Raw genomic sequence first — 18,137 nt, 5'->3', positions numbered from 1 at the left:
ACAGTCAACGACCAACAATCAATATTTAACGATTGACCACTAAGGATTGACTATCGGATCCTGATGGGCGATCGTCATCAGCGGATCTAGGGTGGTTAACCTTCGGTTGCTGAACGCTGGAAATTGCCTGCGCTGTTAGCTTACCAGAAAGTACCGCCCCTTCCATACTGGCGAGGTAGCGTTGCATGGTGTAATCGCCGGTTAAATAGAAATTCGCAATCGGTGTCACCTGGGAAGGACGATGTGCTTGTCGTCCCGCCGTGGCTTTGTACACTGAACGGGGAGTTTTTACTACATGATATTTCAATAATTGCGCCCGTTTCTCTCCCCCAAAGTGATTTGGAAATAATTTTTCCAGTTCGGCGATCGTGGCATCAACAATTTCTTGATCGGATTTACTAATCCATTCTTTGGCTGGGGCTAAGACCAGTTCGAGCATCGATCGGTCTGGATTTTCATAGCCTCGGCAAGTGTTGCTCATATCCGCATAAACACTCAGTAGGGGCGATCGCGAAAATAATAAATGATCGATGTCCGTCAGTTTGCGGTCAAACCACAGATGCAGGTTGATTACCGGCACTCCTTCTAAACCATCAAGCTTTTGGAAAAACTCCATCCCCCGCCACGGTTCTGGCAGCATGGTTTTCAGTGGATCCACCGGCATAGCCGACACATACAGGTCAGCAGTCACCTGATAATCCGCTGCACCATTCAAGCCTCTAATCTCGAAAGCTCGCACTGTGCCATCGTCATTGAGTAAAAACTGCTTGATGGGTGCGTTTAAATGCACTTCCCCGCCCCGCTGGGTAATATAATCCACCAGAGGCTCACAAAGTCTTTCCGTGGGGGATCCGTCTAAAAATGCCATCTTAGAGCCATTTTTCTCTTGAAGAAAGCGATTGAGCGCTGTGAGGATGACCGTGGCGGAAATTTCATCTGGGTTGATAAAATTCAGTGCTTTGGACATGGCAATAAAGACTTCTGTCTCTACCCGGGGCGGCACGTTGTGTTTTTTCAACCATTCGGAGAAACTGTATTTGTCCATCTCTTCGACATATTTCTGTCCCTGAATCATCGCTGGAATCAGACCGATGCCAAAGCGAATTTTTTCCGGCCAGGTGAGCATATCGTTATTTTGGAGAATCGCCATGACCCCATTGAAGGGGGCTGGAATATCCGGAAAGTCAAACCGAGAGTAAGTTCCTGGCTTGTCCGGCTGGTTAAAAATCATGGTATGCTCTTTCCATTGCAGCCGGTCTTCAATGTTGAGCTCTTTAAATAGCTGCAACATATTCGGATAGGCTCCGAAGAAGATATGTAGACCAGTTTCATACCAGTCGCCATCAGAGTCCTTCCATGCCGCGACTTTGCCGCCTAATACGTCTCTTCGTTCCAGGACAATGGGGGTATGACCAGCGTCTGTGAGATATTTAGCGCAGGAAAGTCCTGCTAACCCTGCTCCCGCGATCGCAACTCGCATTTGATGGTACTGCCTTTTAAATTTTTTTAATTTTTCCGGTTTTTATTATATGTTACAATCCGTTACATTTTGCAGATTTTTTTAGGATTTTCCTCAAAAAATCTCAGACTCACGGAAAATCCACCGGAGTCAGACCCCTGAGAGACCAGATTCTCGCCCTTCTGTCACCGGATCCATGCCAAAAGATTCTCATCGGCGTTTGTTGCGGAAAGCCATTCTGATGGATGCCCCCGAATTCAGGGGGTGACTGATTTAGGATCCATCAATCCGGCATTTTTCTGGAGGCGATCACTTTCTGAAACCATCTGGACCCAAACGATGACCGTTTTTTTTAAATCACTGATACACTTTTAGTAATGAGATTTCCTAGGCCGGAGGTACGCTTGAATTATTTTAAGTATTGATTTTTTATAAAATTTGCTGATTTTATTTGATTTTTAAAATAAAAAATAGGAAAATGAATTAAGTAAGGCTAGGTTTAACATTGAGTCAGATTTATCATTTTTATAACTAATCTATTGCAATTAAAAGGAGAAAAGATCAAACAATGATTGCCCGAAAAACAATCAAAAATCAAATAAATAGTCATTGAGTAACAGAACCAAGAGCCAACCAAATTAAACGGCTGAAGCATAATCATGCTGAGAAATATGATAGCATTGAAAACCTGTATATCTGCTAATCATTGAGGAATGAAACCTAGGCATCTTGCTTACCAAAACTATAAAAATTTATAGCAATGATGGATCACTGGAGATGGAAATACTGATGCAGAAATCATAATACATTTTCTAGCCAATGTAAATTTTCCAAAACAAACAGTAAATTAAGGAGAAATAGATGAATACAATTCTGATTGTAGACGATAGTGCAACGGTACGCGAAATGGTATCAGAAATATTGAAAAAGAGTGGCCTCAATGTGATTGAGGCAATCAACGGCGACGAAGCTAAAAAAGAAATTCAAAAGCAAGTTCCAGATTTAGTTGTCACCGATATTGTGATGCCGGAAATGAATGGCTATGAACTGTGTCGGTGGATTAAAAATACTGCGGAATTTCAAAGTATTCCCGTGATTATGTGTACCAGTAAAGGTGAGGATTTTGATCGATATTGGGGTATGAAACAAGGAGCTGATGCCTATATTGCTAAACCATTTCGGCCTACAGAACTGCTGACCACTATAAAGCAATTGCTAAAAAAATAGTTTTTAAGGAGGCTGTTGTGGGTAATTATTAAATTGTTTAGGTAATTAGATGAAAATTCTATTACTCTGACAATGATATCAGTTAATTTTACCTTTAAAAATTGATCAAGATTCAAGAAATCAGGTTTACGATCAAAATCATGTTTGACCGTAAACCTCAAAAACTATTATATATATTATGGTTTGGTAATTTATCGTCGGTCATGGTTGTTTTTTACTAAACTAATATTTGACATACATAAATAAGCACAAACAAAATAGTAATTAAGCATTTATTTTTTGATATATATTGATGATTGGCAGCTATATGATCAGAATATAATATATTGGTTATTTAATTTTGATTGGTATTTGCTGCGCGAATATCCTTTGTGCTTTGTGCTTATCCTTGGCTGAGAATAAAAGAATAGGGAGGGATAGCCCCAATGAAAAGAATCTTGATTAAATCATAAGATATAATATTTATTATGATTTTTGCTGCTTCATAATAAATATTACATTTTTTACATAAGATAATAAGATAAGTTGAATTTTTTAAAGGATTTCGATTTAGGAGAAAATATATTGAGATGTTGAATCATATTGAGTCATAAGGAATGGCGCGTTGAGGTAGTAGAATCAATGTTTTAGTCTTTTAGTCGCTGAATGAATGGTGGAATCAATGGTGGAATGAAAGCGGTAAAGATGTTTCAAACAACATGGCTGCGGGGATTTTGGGTAATTCAGGGGTCTGATTGTCATCGGGATCCTAGAATTTCTATGGCCTGAGAGTGGGAATTACCCACCATGTTGGTTAAGTTTAGGTAGCGATCGCCGTACATCTGACCCCCCCTGCCCTCAAGAGTGACTTCTTGAAATAGATGACACTTCTACGGCAGGATACAATAATTATCAAATCAGCGTCTATAAAAAATCGATCGCGAGTCTTATGGATGCACAGAGCTTTCAGAATTCGCGGATCAGTTCAATGTCTAGGCGCTAAATGTAGCCAGACAAAAATAAAATTGATGTGCAACGCATTCTGACGATGCGATCGCGCTCCGAACGTTTAGGAAACAGTAAAAGGTAATTAGAACGACATGGGAAAGGTAGTCGGCATTGACTTGGGAACAACCAACTCAGTAGTGGCAGTGATGGAAGGCGGTAAGCCAGTGGTAATCGCAAATTCCGAGGGAATGCGGACGACCCCTTCCGTGGTTGCCTTTAGTAAAGACGGGGAGCGCCTGGTGGGACAGTTGGCCAGACGGCAAGCAGTTCTGAATCCCCAAAATACCTTTTATGGGTTCAAGCGCTTCATGGGTCGGAAGTACACAGAACTGTCTGGCGATTCTAAGCGAGTTCCTTATACGATTCGCCGCGATGAGCAAAATAATATTCGGATGAAATGTCCTCGATTGCAGCGGGACTTTGCCCCAGAGGAAATTTCGGCGATGGTGCTCAGAAAGTTGGCGGATGAAGCTAGTCGCTATTTGGGGGAACCCGTGACAGGGGCGGTGATTACGGTGCCCGCCTATTTTAATGATTCTCAACGTCAAGCGACCAGGGACGCGGGACGGATTGCCGGTCTAGAGGTTAAACGCATTCTGAATGAACCGACCGCAGCTTCTTTAGCTTATGGATTGGAGCGCAACGAGAGTCAGACGATTTTGGTGTTTGACCTGGGAGGCGGCACTTTTGATGTGTCGATTCTGGAAGTCGGGGATGGGGTGTTTGAGGTGAAATCTACCGCTGGGGATACTCAGTTGGGTGGGAATGATTTTGATAAAAAGATTGTCGATTGGTTGGCCGAAAAGTTTTTGGAGACAGAAGAGGTGGATTTGCGGCGCGATCGCCAAGCCCTGCAACGGCTGATGGAAGCGGCGGAGAAAGCGAAAATTGAACTCAGCGGGGTTCCTGTCACCGAGATTAATTTACCTTTTATTAGCGCTACCGCTGAAGGCCCCACACATTTAGAAACCCGATTAACCCGGGCAGAATTTGAAGGCTTATGTGGGGATTTAATTAATCGCTTACGTCGTCCGGTGAAACGAGCTCTGACCGATGCGGGTTTGAGTCCGATGCAAATTGATGAAGTGGTATTAGTCGGTGGTTCGACGCGAATTCCTTTGGTACAGCAGCTAGTCCGCAGCTTAATCGATCGCGAGCCGAATCAAAACGTTAACCCGGATGAAGTGGTCGCCGTCGGTGCGGCTATTCAAGCGGGAATTCTCGGCGGTGAAGTCAGAGATGTGTTGCTATTGGATGTGACTCCTTTATCTTTGGGGTTAGAAACCATTGGTGGGGTGATGAAAAAATTGATTCCCCGCAACACGACGATTCCCGTGCGCCGTTCTGATATCTTTTCCACGGCAGAAAATAATCAAACCCTGGTGGAGGTTCATATTTTACAGGGAGAACGGGAGATGGCGACAGACAATAAGTCTTTGGGTCGCTTTAAGTTAACCGGGATTCCCCCAGCCCCACGAGGGGTGCCACAAATTCAAGTGGCGTTTGATATTGATGCCAATGGAATTTTGCAGGTGAGCGCCCTGGACAGAATGACCGGGCGGGAGCAAAGTGTTGTGATTCAAGGGGCTTCCACTCTGAGTGAGGAAGAAGTCAATCGGATGATTCAGGATGCTTCGCTGTTTGCCCAAACTGACCGAGAACGCCGCGAACGAGTGGAAAAGCGCAATCGGATTGAAGGGTTAATCTTGAGTGCCCAACGGCAATTACGCGAAGCGACTCTGGATTATGGGATTCAATTTGTCAGTTCTTATCGACCCCGGATTGAGGCGTTGGTTCGCGAGTTACGCGAGAGTTTACAGCGCAATGATGAGCGCGGGATGGATTTGGCCCAGTCGGATTTACAAGATGCGATTTATGAGTTGAACCGAGAGGTTTATCAGCGATCGCGGGAGGAGGCAGAGGAGGATGATTTCTTCGGTTCTGTGCGGCGAGCATTTTCCGGGGATGAACTGGAACGCTCCCGGAAAAGGAACCCTTATGATGATTATGAAATCAACCCAGGTGGGTCAACTTACCGAGAATATTCTCGCAGTTCTTGGAATGAGTCTGGATCTTATTCTATTTCTAGCGATCGCTATGGAGGAGATCGCCCAATGGCAGATCGTCCAATGGCAGACCGTCCAATGGCAGACCGTCCGGTTTCTAGCGATCGCTATGGAGTAGATCGCCCAATGGCAGATCGTCCAATGGCAGACCGTCCAATGGCAGACCGTCCGGTTTCTAGCGATCGCTATGGAGTAGATCGCCCGATGGCAGACCGTCCAATGGCAGACCGTCCAATGGCAGACCGTCCGGTTTCTAGCGATCGCTATGGAGTAGATCGCCCGATGGCAGACCGTCCAATGGCAGACCGTCCGGTTTCTAGCGATCGTTCTGGTGGCGAGCGTCCGGGTAGCGATCGCTATCAATCAGATCGGAGTTATCGTCAACGGGGACGCTCTGGCGTCAATGAGTCAGTTCGTTACAATAATCCTTATCAGGATGAAGATTGGGGGGATGAAGATGATGATTGGTTGTAAAATTCTTTCTTCGCCCTCAAGAAAATCCCATCGGATGACCCGCAAGCATTGTCTCCTCGGCTGCTCTGGAAATCGGTAGTAGCCCAGGTGCAAAGCTAATTAATTTCGCAGAAACCGGGTTTCTATTGCAAATAACAGAGTTAACAGTTTGTTCTGGAAAAGAAGCCCGGTGACAGTAATGAAAACTTCCAGATGGGAACACTCATAAATGATGAACTCTCCAATTCAAAATCTAATATCTAACATTGATTGATGCAGAACTTTCGGAACTATTACGAGATTCTGGGAGTTCCCAGAGATGCCTCGAGTGATGAGATCAAGAAAATGTACCGCCGGTTAGCGCGGCAATATCACCCGGATTTAAATCCCGGGGACAAAGCTGCTGAAGAAAAATTTAAAGATATTGGCGAAGCTTATGAGGTCTTGTCAGATCCCAATAAGCGTTCTCAATATGACCAGTTCAGCCGCTTCTGGCAGCAGAAAGGATTTAAGGGTAAAACCCCCAGAGTCAAAACTTGGAATGCCCGCAATGGCACTCGCTCGGACATCGATCCGAGTCAATTTCCGGATTTTAATAGCTTTGTGGAAACTCTACTGGGTCATCAGCGGCAACAAGCCGCCAATGGGAGTGCCACCAGTAGTAGCTATCAAAGCAATCCGGTGAGAACCCCGGAAACGCCAAGTCAGCAGCGAAGTGCGGACGATTTTACCCCCGGTCGCACCAAGGTTGCCCGCACCGTGGCAACCACTCAAGCTCGTCGGGATATTGAGGCGCGACTGACTTTGCCTTTGGAAAAGGCTTATCTGGGCGGACATGAACGCATTCGCTTGGAAGATGGGCGATCGCTGGAAGTGGATATGCCCGCAGGCATGATTACCGGGCAGCGTCTCCGTCTAAGGGGTCAAGGAATTGGCGGCGGCGACCTCTATTTGAAAATTCAAGTGGCTCCCCATCCCTTTTTTAAGTTAGAAGGGGCGGATATTAGCTGTCAGGTGCCGGTGACTCCGAGTGAAGCGGTACTCGGTGGGGCGGTGGAAGTTCCTACTTTGGACGGATTGGTAAAAATGACCGTGCCTCCGGGACTGACTCATGGGAAGCGGTTGCGGTTAGCCAATAAAGGTTATCCCACAGGGAAAGGCGAACGGGGCGATCAACTTGTCGAAATTCAAATTGCTATTCCCAAGAATTTGACCGCTGAAGAAAAAGAACTCTATGAGAAGTTGCGTCAAATCGAGAGTTTTAAACCCCGGAAAAATTTGCCTGTTTGACCTCTAGAAAAAGTCAAAAGTTGAGAAAAATTATCGATATTTTAAGATAACTTTTGGCTTTTTCCAGTTTTAAATTTATTTAAGGGATAAATTAATAATTCACCATTCTCAATTGTCCATTATGCATTTTATTTCGATGCGGCCATAATATTTGCTGATAATAAAAAAACACCACGCTTCTTGGTAAAAATCAAGCGTGGTGTTTTCACAAATCGGATAATTAAATGAATCTATGGCGAGTCGGCTTGAGACAGACTCACCCCATCAAAGTTATTCAAAAATGTTTCAAAGGTGATAGCCACAAATCCATCATTAAGATTATCCACTGCTCCCTTGCTAGTATCTGTCCCCCAAGGATTCCGCACGAGAATCATCTTTCTACCGTTCATTTCATAAGCATTGTGGACACTGTAGGCATGGCCGCCAACTAACGCACCCTGAGAAAGCTTCTCTGCTTCTGAGATTGTGCCAGTCATCACATAGCGACCCTCGTTCAATGCAGTTTGAATGCGATTAAAGATTTCCTCCTGGGTAATACTCCCTAAATTATTATAGGAGCCGTCGATATCCTGCGAGAACTGGATCAAAGAATATTCTGGATCGGATTGAGAAGGATCCCAGGAAATTTCTTGGATAGCTTTACCTGTGACCCGTTTAAGGGATCTACCCCCAACATCGCCATTACCCATGACATCATAGCCATTTTTGCCCGTTTCTTGACCCCGCCACTTGGCATAAGCTCGTTCAAAAATGGCACCCCAGATCCGTTGGCCAGAAGCTTCCGTCGGTTCGACAGGGTTGAGATTGTCCCAGGTCGCCCCAAACAAGTTATCGTCTTTGGTGACTACTTGGTTGTTCACCATGACATTTCCCGGTTGACTCGTTAAGTAGTTGTAGAACTTGAGGGTATAGTTGCTGCCATCGGTAGTAATGGCACTATTGAGAACTTCACTCTGCTTCAAGTTAGCCGTGCTGGGATCTTCAATTTTACCGAAGGTAGCCGCTAGTGCTGCAATAAAGGCACAGTTACCAAAGTTGCCCTGGTTCAAGTTATTGAGTTGGATTGGAGTAATCAGACCACCTGTGAGGGGCTGATAGACTAAGTTATGGAGTACATCTTGTGTCAGCCCTGTATCAGCGCGATCGCCTTCCTCGTTAAAGATAGGGGGTGGCAGCTGATCGGAAATTGACGAGGCAGCGGTGGACACCACACTAGAACTTGATAAAGAATCGCTTCCTTCTTCAGACTGATCGTCACTGCTGGCGCTATCACTGCTGAAAACGGTTTGAGTGACGGTTCCTGTGAGCGTGGTATTTAGGGTGTATTCGCCAATACCCGGAGAATCGACACTAGAGGCATAGACCACATATTGTCCCCCTTGCTCGGAGGTGAAACTGACTTGAGCATTGAAGTTGCCTCCCTCAGTGTCTATGTCATCGTTTTCTGCAATCACTTCCCCAGTGATCAAATCCACCACAGTCAGATAGGCATCGAAATCCTTGGATTCCTGTGTGATGGTGACGGTTAACCCAGCCCCTATTTCTGAAAGGAGATAAGGATCGGCATAGTTTTCGTCATCGTTAAAATCAAAGGCATCGTTTTGATCCAGGGTGCCAGTGGTGGGAACGCCTGGGAAGAGTGGGTTATAGCTTTCAATCCCAACCCGGCTACCCGGTTCGGAAATAGAAAGAATTTCGTAGGCTGTTCCCGCGCCAAGGGCGGTGACATTGACGTAGTAGGTGCCAGGGCTGATGACATCCTGCTGGATTTCATTGGTTCCCTGGGCAATGGTTTCATCGGCGTCTAACTGGTTGTTGCCATTGGTATCGCTCCACAGAGTGAGGTTGAGATCCGCCTCCTGGTAGGTGGTGAACAGATCCAGATATCCCCCATTGAGGACTTCTAGGCGATAGGTATCTACCGCATCCGTGCCGCCAAGGTAGTCATGCAGTTCTACTTCCCCGTCGGGGGGCAGGAGACGAGCGGTACTGGGTTCAGACCCTGCCAAATCCCGCGCTACAGTTCCGGCGACCCCGGAAATACTCAGGTTGTAGCTGGTGTCTCCCTCAAATTGCTCTACGCCAATGAAATATCGGCCTTGGTCGAGGGTGACGTTTTCGATCGCTTCATCGGCATTGCCCCATCGACTTGATGCGGAGATAATTTCGTCTCCCCCTAATTCTCCATCGGCATCCAAATCCTGATAGAGAAATAAATCCGCATCAGCAGTTAAGCCGGTGAGACTGAGGTCAACAATACTGGTTTCCGTTACCTGGAGTTCAAAGAAGTCCTGATAATCGGTTTCCCCGACTTGCCCCTGAATGCTGGTTTGTCCCGGTAGGGCATTGAGTACCGTGGCTCCGGACTCTGTATCATCACGAGTGGCTCGCACGGTGCTGAATGTCCCGGTGAGTTCTTCTGCGGTTACTCCCTGAACTCGGGCGAGAAACTCTCCTGTGGCAGTTAAGGAAATAAATGTCTCGGTACCTACGGTTTCCAGGGTGAGATCCGCTTCGGTGAGGTTGTCATTTGCCCCATCAGTGACGGCAAATACATCACCATCTTCTACGCTAAAGTCGGTAATGACATCGGCTAGGTTGCGATCGCTGCTGCCATGTCGAATATCCAGAACAAAGGCATCGGAGCCATCCCCTCCGGTCAGGGTATCAGTTCCGGCATCTCCGGCGAGGAAATCATCCCCGACTCCGCCATCCAAGAGGTCATTACCTTGACCGCCAAAGATGACATCATTGCCCCGTTCCCCAAAGATCAGGTCGTCTCCCCGGTTGCCTAAAAGCAAATCGGATCCCCGACCCCCTTGGAGTGTGTCGTTTCCGTCCATGCCATAGAGGGTGTCAGCCCCAGTGTTGCCATGTATCGCATCTGGATTGCCGGAACCGACGATTAAATCTTGGCCACCCAGCCCCCGAATGATCGCGCCACTGGGTATTTCGGCACCAATGGTAAATAAATTTACCGAATCATCTAAGTCAAAAAAGTTGTCCGCCATAGATTAAACTCCTGTTGCAGCTACCTCTGATTTCCATTGCAGATGTATAGTCAGCCGGTTCAGGCTGAGAAAAAGGAGGCGATCTCGATTGATCGGGCGATCGCCTCCTTTTTCAGGCTGGCTTCCTGGGACAGTTTATCGGCGGAAATATTAAGTAATTCAGCAATTAAGCGGTTTTGCTGTTAAATTCCCAGGCGCTTGCCTCACTTAGGTGAGTGGAATCTCGCTGAAGTTTCCTCATATCTTGCCTTGATCTGTCACCGGATCCAAGCGACTAATGGAAAGGCTTACCGTAGCTTATATTTATAAGTCTGATAAGATAAACTTAATTGTGTGTCATGTCAATTTCCATGTTCAAGAGATGGTGACAAAACTGATAGTTGCTTTTGGGTTGACAAAAAACACTCATTAATGTATAAAAAGCACAAATTTTTTGCTGGGAGATTAATCCCAGCGATCGCCTCTGAATCAGCCATTGATGAGCAATTAGGGATAAATTAGGGATAAATTAGGGATAACTTGCGATCGCCCCAGGGTAAAACATGGGATGATGTGGCTGGCAATTGTTACAATAAGTCGAATATTGTGACAATAAGTAGAATATTGATCAGTTATATGGCTACAGCACCGACTGTCGCTCCGAAACCGACTAATCAAGTTACCCGGAAACCTTATCCGAATTACAAGGTAATTGTACTCAACGATGATTTTAATACGTTTCAGCACGTTGCAGAATGCTTGGTGAAATATATTCCCGGCATGACTAGCGATCGGGCTTGGGCTTTGACGAATCAAGTTCACTTTGAAGGTCAAGCAATTGTCTGGGTTGGCCCCCAAGAACCCGCCGAACTGTATCATCAGCAGCTTAGTCGTGCTGGTTTGACGATGGCACCTTTAGAAGCGGCATAGTTACACAAATATAGTTAAATATAGTTAGACATGGCTAGATATACCTAGATATACATAGATATACCTAGATATACCTAGATATAGTTAGATAAATCAGGACAGAAAACGGGGCGATCGCCACCAAAAAGGTGCGGTTTTTTTGTCGCCAATGGTAGCCCCCATTCCATAAATTAAATTACTGGTGAATTTGGGAAAAATCTATGGGCAAGCCCTCTGGTGGTCGGATCGTTTTTAATCACTCAACCCACATACCCGGGTTGATTGCCATTCTAGAAAAATTGGCTCTTTACGAAGGGGTAAATACCATTACTCCCGGAGTGATTGGTCGAGCCAAAGGTCATTGTCCGAAGATGACATTAAAAATTTCCGTGCCGATTCGCGGTGGGTTTAAAGTGATTGCTCGGCAAGGAAAAACCGTGCAAGAAGTTTTTATTATTACTGAGTTAAGTCAAACAGAATTAGAATCGGCGATCGCGGCTTCTCTCACCCTTAAATAACCTACAGCGCTTCGCGTCCTTGGAACTTCGGATCTGGCACTATTGGAACCGTTTGTGGGCTTTTTGAGAATTAGACTACACTCCATAACAGAGGAACCTGCTGTAACAGGAAAATATAGCCTCTAATTATAGCCTCTAATTATAGCCTCTAATTTTTCTGACACCCATCTGAATGAAGGAATTTGAGAGAGAATCTAGCAAAAACCGCTCTTGAACCCGACCCAATTAAAAAGTGATTTTACTAGATAATACACTGAGATTGTTGGAGCGGTTTTCATGGAAGATTCATCAGGAATGACTAGGGGATAAAAATCAATTTCTCCTACAATTCCTCCTAATTGATTGTTGGGTCGAAAACTGAGGTTAATTGTTAGGATACCAAAACATTCCTTTAATCCCTTCTGGATCGGGAATAAACCCTAACAAACGGTAAAAATCAACCACTTGGGGATCGGCAAAAAGGGTGATATTACTAATATCTTCTCGACGCAGCTTTTGAATGGTATAATCCATTAAAGCTTTACCTAGACCTTTTCCTTGGTATTTCGGCAGAACGACGACATCCCAAATTGTGGCATTAAACGCATGGTCCGAAGTAGCCCTGGCGAAGCCAATCAGCCGGCGCCGGTTTCCTCGCACTTCCCATAAGGAAACCACAAGAAAACTATGCTGAATTGCTTTTTTGACTTTACGCAAAGGACGACGAGCCCAACCAACCGCATCACAGAGTTCTTCAAGTTCGTATAGGTCAATCTGTCGATCTGTACTGAAATAAATGCGAATGTTACTGTCAAGCAGATTTATCGTCCCATTCGGGGCATACAGATCCATTGACTCTATGTTGGCTGTGGCCGATTCAGGCGTGGTAAATAAGTTTTTCCAAAAACCCATGCAGGTTTGGTTCTTTGTGTAAATAAGATGGACGATTTCGATCCCATGACAGGATCCACAGACATTGGTGAGGTTAACCCATTCGCTAAATAGGATTACCCCAGGGAAGGCGATCGCCTATAACCGTTTTATTCGGTCTTTTCAGTGCTGATTGGTGACAGAGTGGCGCCACGCAACTGCGCTCTTTCCGGCGATCGCTCAATATGTTCTTCCAAGTCTAACAGCTTACCAAAGAAAGTCTTTGACTGTAAAATCTCTTTGGCTGAGATCGGATTTTTTTCCCGGATGCCGCTGACTTATATATATAATTTTTTTATAAAAATTAAAATGTTAGATAATATTTATTAAAATTTTACGGGGGCGGGTAGCGAAAAATCGCTCTCTGGGACAAGAATACGCTATGGTGTTCTTGGGAGGGTGCGACGATTGTGGTCTGAAATTTTAATCAATATCCTTTTTTCTCAGGCTGAGTCGGCACCTGCTGCTGGATTGGATTAAACAGCGTTTCGGGCTAGGCACCCCAAAAAAAGAGCCGACTAGGAAGAGCCGACTGGAAAGGCCGACTGTGCCAAACTGGGGTAGGAAAGAAATGACTGAGTGGTTTGACATCCTGGAATACCCTCTAATCAGTTAAAAAGAAGACAACAGGTATGCTTTTGAGTCTTCTGTGCAAAACACAAGGCTGCTACCTTTTATCTGTTGTTGATCGGGCAACCAACATTTCCCCCCAACTATGGCAACGGGTTTAAAATCCTCGACACTGGAACTTCTGAAGCGCTTTAACCGAGCGTTTCCCCAGTTTTACGAACAATTTGTGAATAATGAAACCCAACTTCAAAATCTGAAGCTGGCTTACCAACTTTACAAAACTAGGCAAGCAGTCATTGACCTCAGACCGGAAGGTAACAAGACGGTCTTGTATTTTGCTTATCGCAATCAGTCTTTTCTCCTGAGTGATATTTTTGGCGTGCTGGCAGCATACGGGTTAACGATTCATAATCTGAGTTTGCATGGCCAAATTTATCCGCCGATGCTGGTGTTTATCAATATGGTCTTGTCCCGTGGAGGCAAGCCTTTGAAGGAACAAACTTCAGAAAATGTCGCTCGCGCTATTCGAGAAGCTTTAGCGGGTTATTTTGAAGTTGAAGAAATGCTGGCAGTGGAGTTTAATCTAGACGCGGGTTTGAAGGATGTGGTGACAGAGTTTTATGTGGATCAGGTGTTCCATCTACCGGCGCTTTTGATTGAGGCGGAAAACCAGCCCGGTTTGTTTTATAAGGTGATGTATGCCATTTGGCAGGAAGATTTACTGGTGGTGAATGTGAATTTGTTTTTCTGGAGAGGGCGCACCCGTTTGATTCTCTACCTCCTCGGCCCGAATGAAAGTTTGATTCCCGATTATCTGGGACAAAAAATTGCCGAAGGGGTGCGCGATCGCCTTTTAGGGAGACGATTTTAATGTATAATATAATTATATGTTATATGTTATCTGTTATTCGTTATTTGGTTTAGAGCAAAACTAACAAATAACAAACAACAAATAACAAACAACAAACAACAAATAACCATAAATTGACCAATCTGAGAACCGTTCAGGATAAAATAAGATTATGGCTATGATTGATATTCTCGGGGTTGGTCACGCTTACGATTTAACCGCTCCCACCGATTCTCCCGTTGTTTTGGTGTTTATCCACGGCTGGCTTCTCAGCCGTCAATATTGGCAACCCTTGATTTCTCGCCTTTCTCCTGAGTATCAATGTCTGGCGTATGATTTACGCGGATTTGGTGATTCTCAACCCCCTGGGGACTCGCCAACGGAATTTCATCGTGACTATACTCCTGCTGCTTATGCCAAAGATTTGGGCATTTTGTTGGATAAGTTGGGGATTGGTCATGCGTGGTTAATTGGTCACTCTTTGGGGGGCACGATCGCTCTCTGGACTGGGGTAAGTTTGCCCGAACAGGTGAAAGGTATCATTTGCATTAATTCTGGTGGGGGAATTTATATCAAAGAAGAGTTTGAACGGTTTCGTTCCGTCGGGGAGCAGTTGGTGAAACTGCGCCCCCGTTGGTTGTGCTATTTACCCTGGCTGGATTGGTTGTTTAGCCGGGACAGTGTGGCCCGTCCAGTGGAACGTTGCTGGGGACGGCAAAGACTGATTGATTTTGTCAGTGCTGACTCGGATGCCGCGAGGGGTACTTTGCTCGATTCCACTACGGAGGCGGAAGTCCATCGACTCCCCCAGTTAGTTTCCCAGCTAAAGCAGCCGGTTTATTTTTTGGCGGGCGACCAAGATCAAGTGATGGAACCCCGATATGTGAGACATTTGGCCAGTTTTCACTATCTGTTCGGCGGCTGTCACGAGAATGTGATTTCTATTCCCAATTGCGGTCATTTGTCTATGGTGGAACAGCCGGATTTTGTGGCTGACCAAATTCGCGATCGCCTGAAAACGCATTTGTAGGATTGGGTTCTTGGCAGAAACCGGGTTTCTGTTGTAAGCAACAGAGTTAACGGTTTCATGCAGGAAAGAAACCCGGTTTCTATTTGAGGGAAGGTTAGTGGTTTTGGTAAAGATTCATTACGTCCGCGATCGCCATCCGGGATTTTGCCCCCAGGGTTAAGGGGGAATGATGACCCCGGTTTAGGTGGGCTGCTGCCGCACAACCAATCATCGCCGCGTTGTCGGTGCAGTATTTCAATGGGGGAAAAATTACCCGCAAATTATGGGCGATCGCTGCGGTTTGTAAGTGACTGCGTAAGCTACTGTTGGCGGCGACGCCTCCGCCGACCACAATGGTATCCAGTCCGTAATCTGTGGCACAGGCGATCGCCCGTTTAGTCAAAGATTTGGCTACCGTAGCTTGAAAACTGGCCGCTAAATCGGCGATCGGCATTTCCCCCGGTTCTGCGTGTAATTTTTCCACCAATCGCATCACAGCGGTTTTTAAGCCGCTAAAACTGGAATCATAAGGATGATATCCCCCTTCTGGCAAAGATATTTTTCCTTCTGGTAAAGCAAACGCCTTGGGATTGCCGGATCGGGCGATTTTGTCGATCGCCGGCCCCCCTGGGTAGCCCAAATTTAATAATCTGGCGACTTTATCAAAGGCTTCTCCGGCGGCATCATCACGAGTTTGCCCCAGGCTTTGATAAGTCCCACAATCTTTCACATAAATTAGGCTGGTGTGACCCCCAGAAACCAACAGACAGAGAAATGGGGGCTGTAACTCCGGTTCGGCGAGGTAGGAGGCGTGAATATGCCCTTCGAGGTGGTGAATGCCTAAAAATGGCTTACTGTGTACGATCGCCAGGGTTTTTCCGGCAGTTAACCCCACCAATAACGCCCCCACCAGACCTGGTGTACAGGTGGCGGCAATGCCGTCGATCGCCCCCCAGTCGGTTTGGGCATCGCGGAATGCTTGGGCGATCGCCTGATTCACCGTCTCTAAATGGCATCGGGATGCCACCTCTGGCACCACTCCACCATAGACTTGATGCTGAGAAATTTGAGATGTGACGACATTACTTAAAACTTGACAATTCTTAACAATTGCCACGGAAGTTTCATCACAACTTGTTTCGATTGCTAAAACTTGTGCCATTATCTGCTAATTTGGCTTGATATGTTGCCCATTTGTAGTAGCTTAAATTTTAATGGGTTAACAGTGCAGGGTACAATCAGTTTCCAGTTGTGGGAATAACGCTGATTTCAGTAAGTCTGCACATTTTGTAACACAACTTATCATTCCGTAACAAAAGGTAACAATCTCAATGAGAAAATTCTTAGCGCTCATCTTGGCGGTTTGCCTCTGGTTTAGTTTCGCTCCCATTGCTTCGGCGGATTATGCTAATCTGACCCCCTGTGCTGACAATGCTGCATTTATCCAACGGGCGAAAAGTGCCACCACTGAACAAGCCAAAGCACGCTTTGAACAATATTCTTCACTGTTGTGTGGCGAAGAGGGTTTACCTCACTTAATTGTGGATGGAAATTTAGCTCATGCTGGTGAATTTCTGATTCCTAGCATTCTATTTCTCTATATCGCTGGTTACATTGGTTGGGCTGGTCGTTCTTATCTCCAAGCGATCAAAAAAGAAGGCAATGCCGAGGAAAAAGAAATCATTATCGATATTCCTTTGGCGATTAAATGCTCTCTCGGTGCCGCCGCTTGGCCCGTTGCCGCTTTAGGCGAAATGACCAGTGGCGCCATGTTTGCCAAAGATAATGAGATTACTGTTTCCCCCCGTTAATCCCATTAGATGATGGTCCGAAACGCAAATTTCATTAATTCGTCAATGACTCAGCTATGATTTAACAAATCCACTCTAAAATTTGGAGAAGCCCTCATGCAAGATTTGCTCAAGTATCTGTCTACGGCTCCAGTTGTGTTAGCCATTTGGATGTTTATTACTGCGGGAATTTTAATTGAATTTAACCGCTTTTTCCCAGACTTACTGTTCCATCCCATGTAATTTCGCTCAAATTTAGCGGCGATTTTCCCGGTTGGAAAACGATTCTTAACATTTCTACTCTTGGTTGATTTTTTGGCGATCGCTTTTCTGATTCAGGAATGGCGATCGCTTTTTACTGAATTGGCGGATTCAAAATATTCCCAGGATTAGCTTATTTTATGGAACCGATTTTAATGATTTTGGTGTTTATGAAATGGCTGCAAGAAAAACCGGCCATGTTTTTACCAACTTCATGGCAAGATTTACCGAATTTAAAACAAGATTTAGCAGAATTGAATGATGATGAAATTTTTCCCATTGCCCACACTATTGGTAAATGGTGTTCTAAACATAATCTGGGGGAAGCATTAAGTAAAGATACTGATTGGATGGAAGTGGCAGAACCCCTGGAGGATAATTCTCGGTTCCCTGATGATATAGAGAATCCTTTGGAGTTACTTTGTCAATTAATTGAACAGCAATATCAAGTTTTGGCAGGCGATCGCTAATTGTCTGGGGTTGATGGTGGGGGTCGAGAAACCGGGTTTCTGTTTTGGGTATCAGGAGTTATCTGTGGAATGCGGAAAAGAAACCCGGTTTCTGGGGTTCTGGGGTTCTGGGGTTGATGGTGGGGGTATAGAAACCGGGTTTCTGTTGTGGGTATCAGGGTTTATCTGTGGAATGCGGAGAAGAAACCCGGTTTCTGGGGTTCCCAAAATAAAATAGTAGATTCGTAGGGGCGAAGCATTCCGGCAGATAATTTTGGGCTGAAACAGAAGATATATTACCGGAATGCTTCGCCCTCTGTATAATTCCGGCGAATAATTTTTGGCTGAAACAGAAGATATATTACCGGAATGCTTCGCCCTCTGTATAATTCCGGCGAAT

Annotated in this window: 14 protein-coding genes and 1 pseudogene; 11 read left to right on the top strand and 4 right to left on the bottom strand. The window is 45.4% G+C overall.

The features are described from left to right. Nucleotides 1-25: 25 nt before the first annotated feature. Nucleotides 26-1,480, bottom strand: coding sequence for a 15-cis-phytoene desaturase (gene pds, locus ABWT76_RS15090; RefSeq protein WP_054464307.1), 1,455 nt, complete (start codon nucleotides 1,478-1,480; stop codon nucleotides 26-28). Nucleotides 1,481-2,320: 840 nt separating this feature from the next. Between pds and ABWT76_RS15085 the strand changes: the two genes are divergently transcribed. The 3 genes and pseudogenes from ABWT76_RS15085 to ABWT76_RS15075 all read left to right on the top strand — a co-directional run bounded on the left by ABWT76_RS15085 (nucleotide 2,321) and on the right by ABWT76_RS15075 (nucleotide 7,482). Then, nucleotides 2,321-2,686 carry a PleD family two-component system response regulator gene (locus tag ABWT76_RS15085; RefSeq protein WP_054464306.1) on the top strand — a complete coding sequence of 122 codons (366 nt, stop codon included), beginning with the start codon at nucleotides 2,321-2,323 and terminating at the stop codon, nucleotides 2,684-2,686. Between the two features lie 1,079 nt (nucleotides 2,687-3,765). After that, nucleotides 3,766-5,673 (top strand): annotated as a pseudogene (dnaK, locus tag ABWT76_RS15080) (molecular chaperone DnaK); the annotation flags it as partial. 792 nt (nucleotides 5,674-6,465) lie between these two features. After that, nucleotides 6,466-7,482, top strand: coding sequence for a J domain-containing protein (locus ABWT76_RS15075; protein WP_354636367.1), 1,017 nt, complete (start codon nucleotides 6,466-6,468; stop codon nucleotides 7,480-7,482). Nucleotides 7,483-7,712: 230 nt separating this feature from the next. Here the strand turns inward: ABWT76_RS15075 and ABWT76_RS15070 are convergent, their stop codons facing one another. After that, nucleotides 7,713-10,493, bottom strand: a complete 2,781-nt coding sequence (locus ABWT76_RS15070) for a C2 family cysteine protease (RefSeq protein ID WP_054464304.1) — start codon at nucleotides 10,491-10,493, stop codon at nucleotides 7,713-7,715. A gap of 615 nt (nucleotides 10,494-11,108) precedes the next feature. On the opposite strand from ABWT76_RS15070, the gene clpS reads away from it, so the two are divergent. Both clpS and ABWT76_RS15060 read left to right on the top strand, forming a co-directional pair. Further along, the gene (gene clpS, locus ABWT76_RS15065) at nucleotides 11,109-11,402 is read left to right on the top strand and encodes an ATP-dependent Clp protease adapter ClpS (protein ID WP_054464303.1); all 294 of its coding nucleotides are present in this window, start codon (nucleotides 11,109-11,111) and stop codon (nucleotides 11,400-11,402) included. A 200-nt stretch (nucleotides 11,403-11,602) separates the two neighbouring features. Then, entirely contained in the window at nucleotides 11,603-11,899 is a 297-nt protein-coding gene (locus ABWT76_RS15060) for a DUF2103 domain-containing protein (RefSeq protein ID WP_054464302.1), read from the top strand. A gap of 363 nt (nucleotides 11,900-12,262) precedes the next feature. Here ABWT76_RS15060 and ABWT76_RS15055 read toward each other — a convergent pair whose 3' ends face one another. Beyond that, nucleotides 12,263-12,730 (bottom strand): GNAT family N-acetyltransferase, encoded by a 468-nt coding sequence (locus ABWT76_RS15055; protein ID WP_369817659.1) that lies wholly within the window; start codon nucleotides 12,728-12,730, stop codon nucleotides 12,263-12,265. A 793-nt stretch (nucleotides 12,731-13,523) separates the two neighbouring features. On the opposite strand from ABWT76_RS15055, the gene ABWT76_RS15050 reads away from it, so the two are divergent. Continuing rightward, complete coding sequence (locus tag ABWT76_RS15050; protein WP_054464300.1) at nucleotides 13,524-14,249, top strand: hypothetical protein; 726 nt, start codon at nucleotides 13,524-13,526, stop codon at nucleotides 14,247-14,249. Nucleotides 14,250-14,400: 151 nt separating this feature from the next. Then, on the top strand, nucleotides 14,401-15,258 hold the full coding sequence (locus tag ABWT76_RS15045; RefSeq protein ID WP_054464299.1) for an alpha/beta fold hydrolase: 858 nt from the start codon (nucleotides 14,401-14,403) through the stop codon (nucleotides 15,256-15,258). A 94-nt stretch (nucleotides 15,259-15,352) separates the two neighbouring features. On the opposite strand, the gene tsaD is transcribed toward ABWT76_RS15045, so the two are convergent. Beyond that, nucleotides 15,353-16,399: a tRNA (adenosine(37)-N6)-threonylcarbamoyltransferase complex transferase subunit TsaD gene (gene tsaD, locus ABWT76_RS15040; RefSeq protein ID WP_354636365.1), complete on the bottom strand. Its 1,047-nt coding sequence runs from the start codon at nucleotides 16,397-16,399 to the stop codon at nucleotides 15,353-15,355. 169 nt (nucleotides 16,400-16,568) lie between these two features. On the opposite strand from tsaD, the gene ABWT76_RS15035 reads away from it, so the two are divergent. The 4 genes from ABWT76_RS15035 to ABWT76_RS15020 all read left to right on the top strand — a co-directional run bounded on the left by ABWT76_RS15035 (nucleotide 16,569) and on the right by ABWT76_RS15020 (nucleotide 17,975). Beyond that, complete coding sequence (locus tag ABWT76_RS15035) at nucleotides 16,569-17,048, top strand: Photosystem I reaction center subunit III (protein WP_054464297.1); 480 nt, start codon at nucleotides 16,569-16,571, stop codon at nucleotides 17,046-17,048. Between the two features lie 96 nt (nucleotides 17,049-17,144). Then, nucleotides 17,145-17,270, top strand: coding sequence for a photosystem I reaction center subunit IX (psaJ, locus tag ABWT76_RS15030; protein ID WP_054464296.1), 126 nt, complete (start codon nucleotides 17,145-17,147; stop codon nucleotides 17,268-17,270). A gap of 158 nt (nucleotides 17,271-17,428) precedes the next feature. Continuing rightward, nucleotides 17,429-17,758: a hypothetical protein gene (locus tag ABWT76_RS15025; RefSeq protein ID WP_354636364.1), complete on the top strand. Its 330-nt coding sequence runs from the start codon at nucleotides 17,429-17,431 to the stop codon at nucleotides 17,756-17,758. Beyond that, nucleotides 17,721-17,975 (top strand): hypothetical protein, encoded by a 255-nt coding sequence (locus ABWT76_RS15020; protein ID WP_354636363.1) that lies wholly within the window; start codon nucleotides 17,721-17,723, stop codon nucleotides 17,973-17,975. The genes ABWT76_RS15025 and ABWT76_RS15020 overlap by 38 nt, the downstream gene beginning before the upstream one ends. Nucleotides 17,976-18,137 lie beyond the last annotated feature (162 nt).

Source organism: Planktothricoides raciborskii GIHE-MW2, from assembly GCF_040564635.1.
Taxonomy (GTDB): Bacteria; Cyanobacteriota; Cyanobacteriia; order Cyanobacteriales; family Laspinemataceae; genus Planktothricoides; species Planktothricoides raciborskii.
Note: the sequence above shows the minus strand (reverse complement) of the source record. Positions and strands in the feature narration are given on the sequence as shown.

Bases quoted from the DNA above. Each gene is read 5' to 3' on its own strand.
- ABWT76_RS15025 (WP_354636364.1), top strand. From the start codon at position 17,429: ATGGAACCGATTTTAATGATTTTGGTGTTTATGAAATGGCTGCAAGAA.
- psaJ (WP_054464296.1), top strand. From the start codon at position 17,145: ATGCAAGATTTGCTCAAGTATCTGTCTACGGCTCCAGTTGTGTTAGCC.
- ABWT76_RS15085 (WP_054464306.1), top strand. From the start codon at position 2,321: ATGAATACAATTCTGATTGTAGACGATAGTGCAACGGTACGCGAAATG.
- ABWT76_RS15070 (WP_054464304.1), bottom strand. From the start codon at position 10,493: ATGGCGGACAACTTTTTTGACTTAGATGATTCGGTAAATTTATTTACC.
- ABWT76_RS15050 (WP_054464300.1), top strand. From the start codon at position 13,524: ATGGCAACGGGTTTAAAATCCTCGACACTGGAACTTCTGAAGCGCTTT.
- ABWT76_RS15045 (WP_054464299.1), top strand. From the start codon at position 14,401: ATGGCTATGATTGATATTCTCGGGGTTGGTCACGCTTACGATTTAACC.
- clpS (WP_054464303.1), top strand. From the start codon at position 11,109: ATGGCTACAGCACCGACTGTCGCTCCGAAACCGACTAATCAAGTTACC.
- ABWT76_RS15060 (WP_054464302.1), top strand. From the start codon at position 11,603: ATGGGCAAGCCCTCTGGTGGTCGGATCGTTTTTAATCACTCAACCCAC.
- ABWT76_RS15055 (WP_369817659.1), bottom strand. From the start codon at position 12,730: ATGGATCTGTATGCCCCGAATGGGACGATAAATCTGCTTGACAGTAAC.
- tsaD (WP_354636365.1), bottom strand. From the start codon at position 16,399: ATGGCACAAGTTTTAGCAATCGAAACAAGTTGTGATGAAACTTCCGTG.
- ABWT76_RS15075 (WP_354636367.1), top strand. From the start codon at position 6,466: ATGCAGAACTTTCGGAACTATTACGAGATTCTGGGAGTTCCCAGAGAT.
- pds (WP_054464307.1), bottom strand. From the start codon at position 1,480: ATGCGAGTTGCGATCGCGGGAGCAGGGTTAGCAGGACTTTCCTGCGCT.
- ABWT76_RS15035 (WP_054464297.1), top strand. From the start codon at position 16,569: ATGAGAAAATTCTTAGCGCTCATCTTGGCGGTTTGCCTCTGGTTTAGT.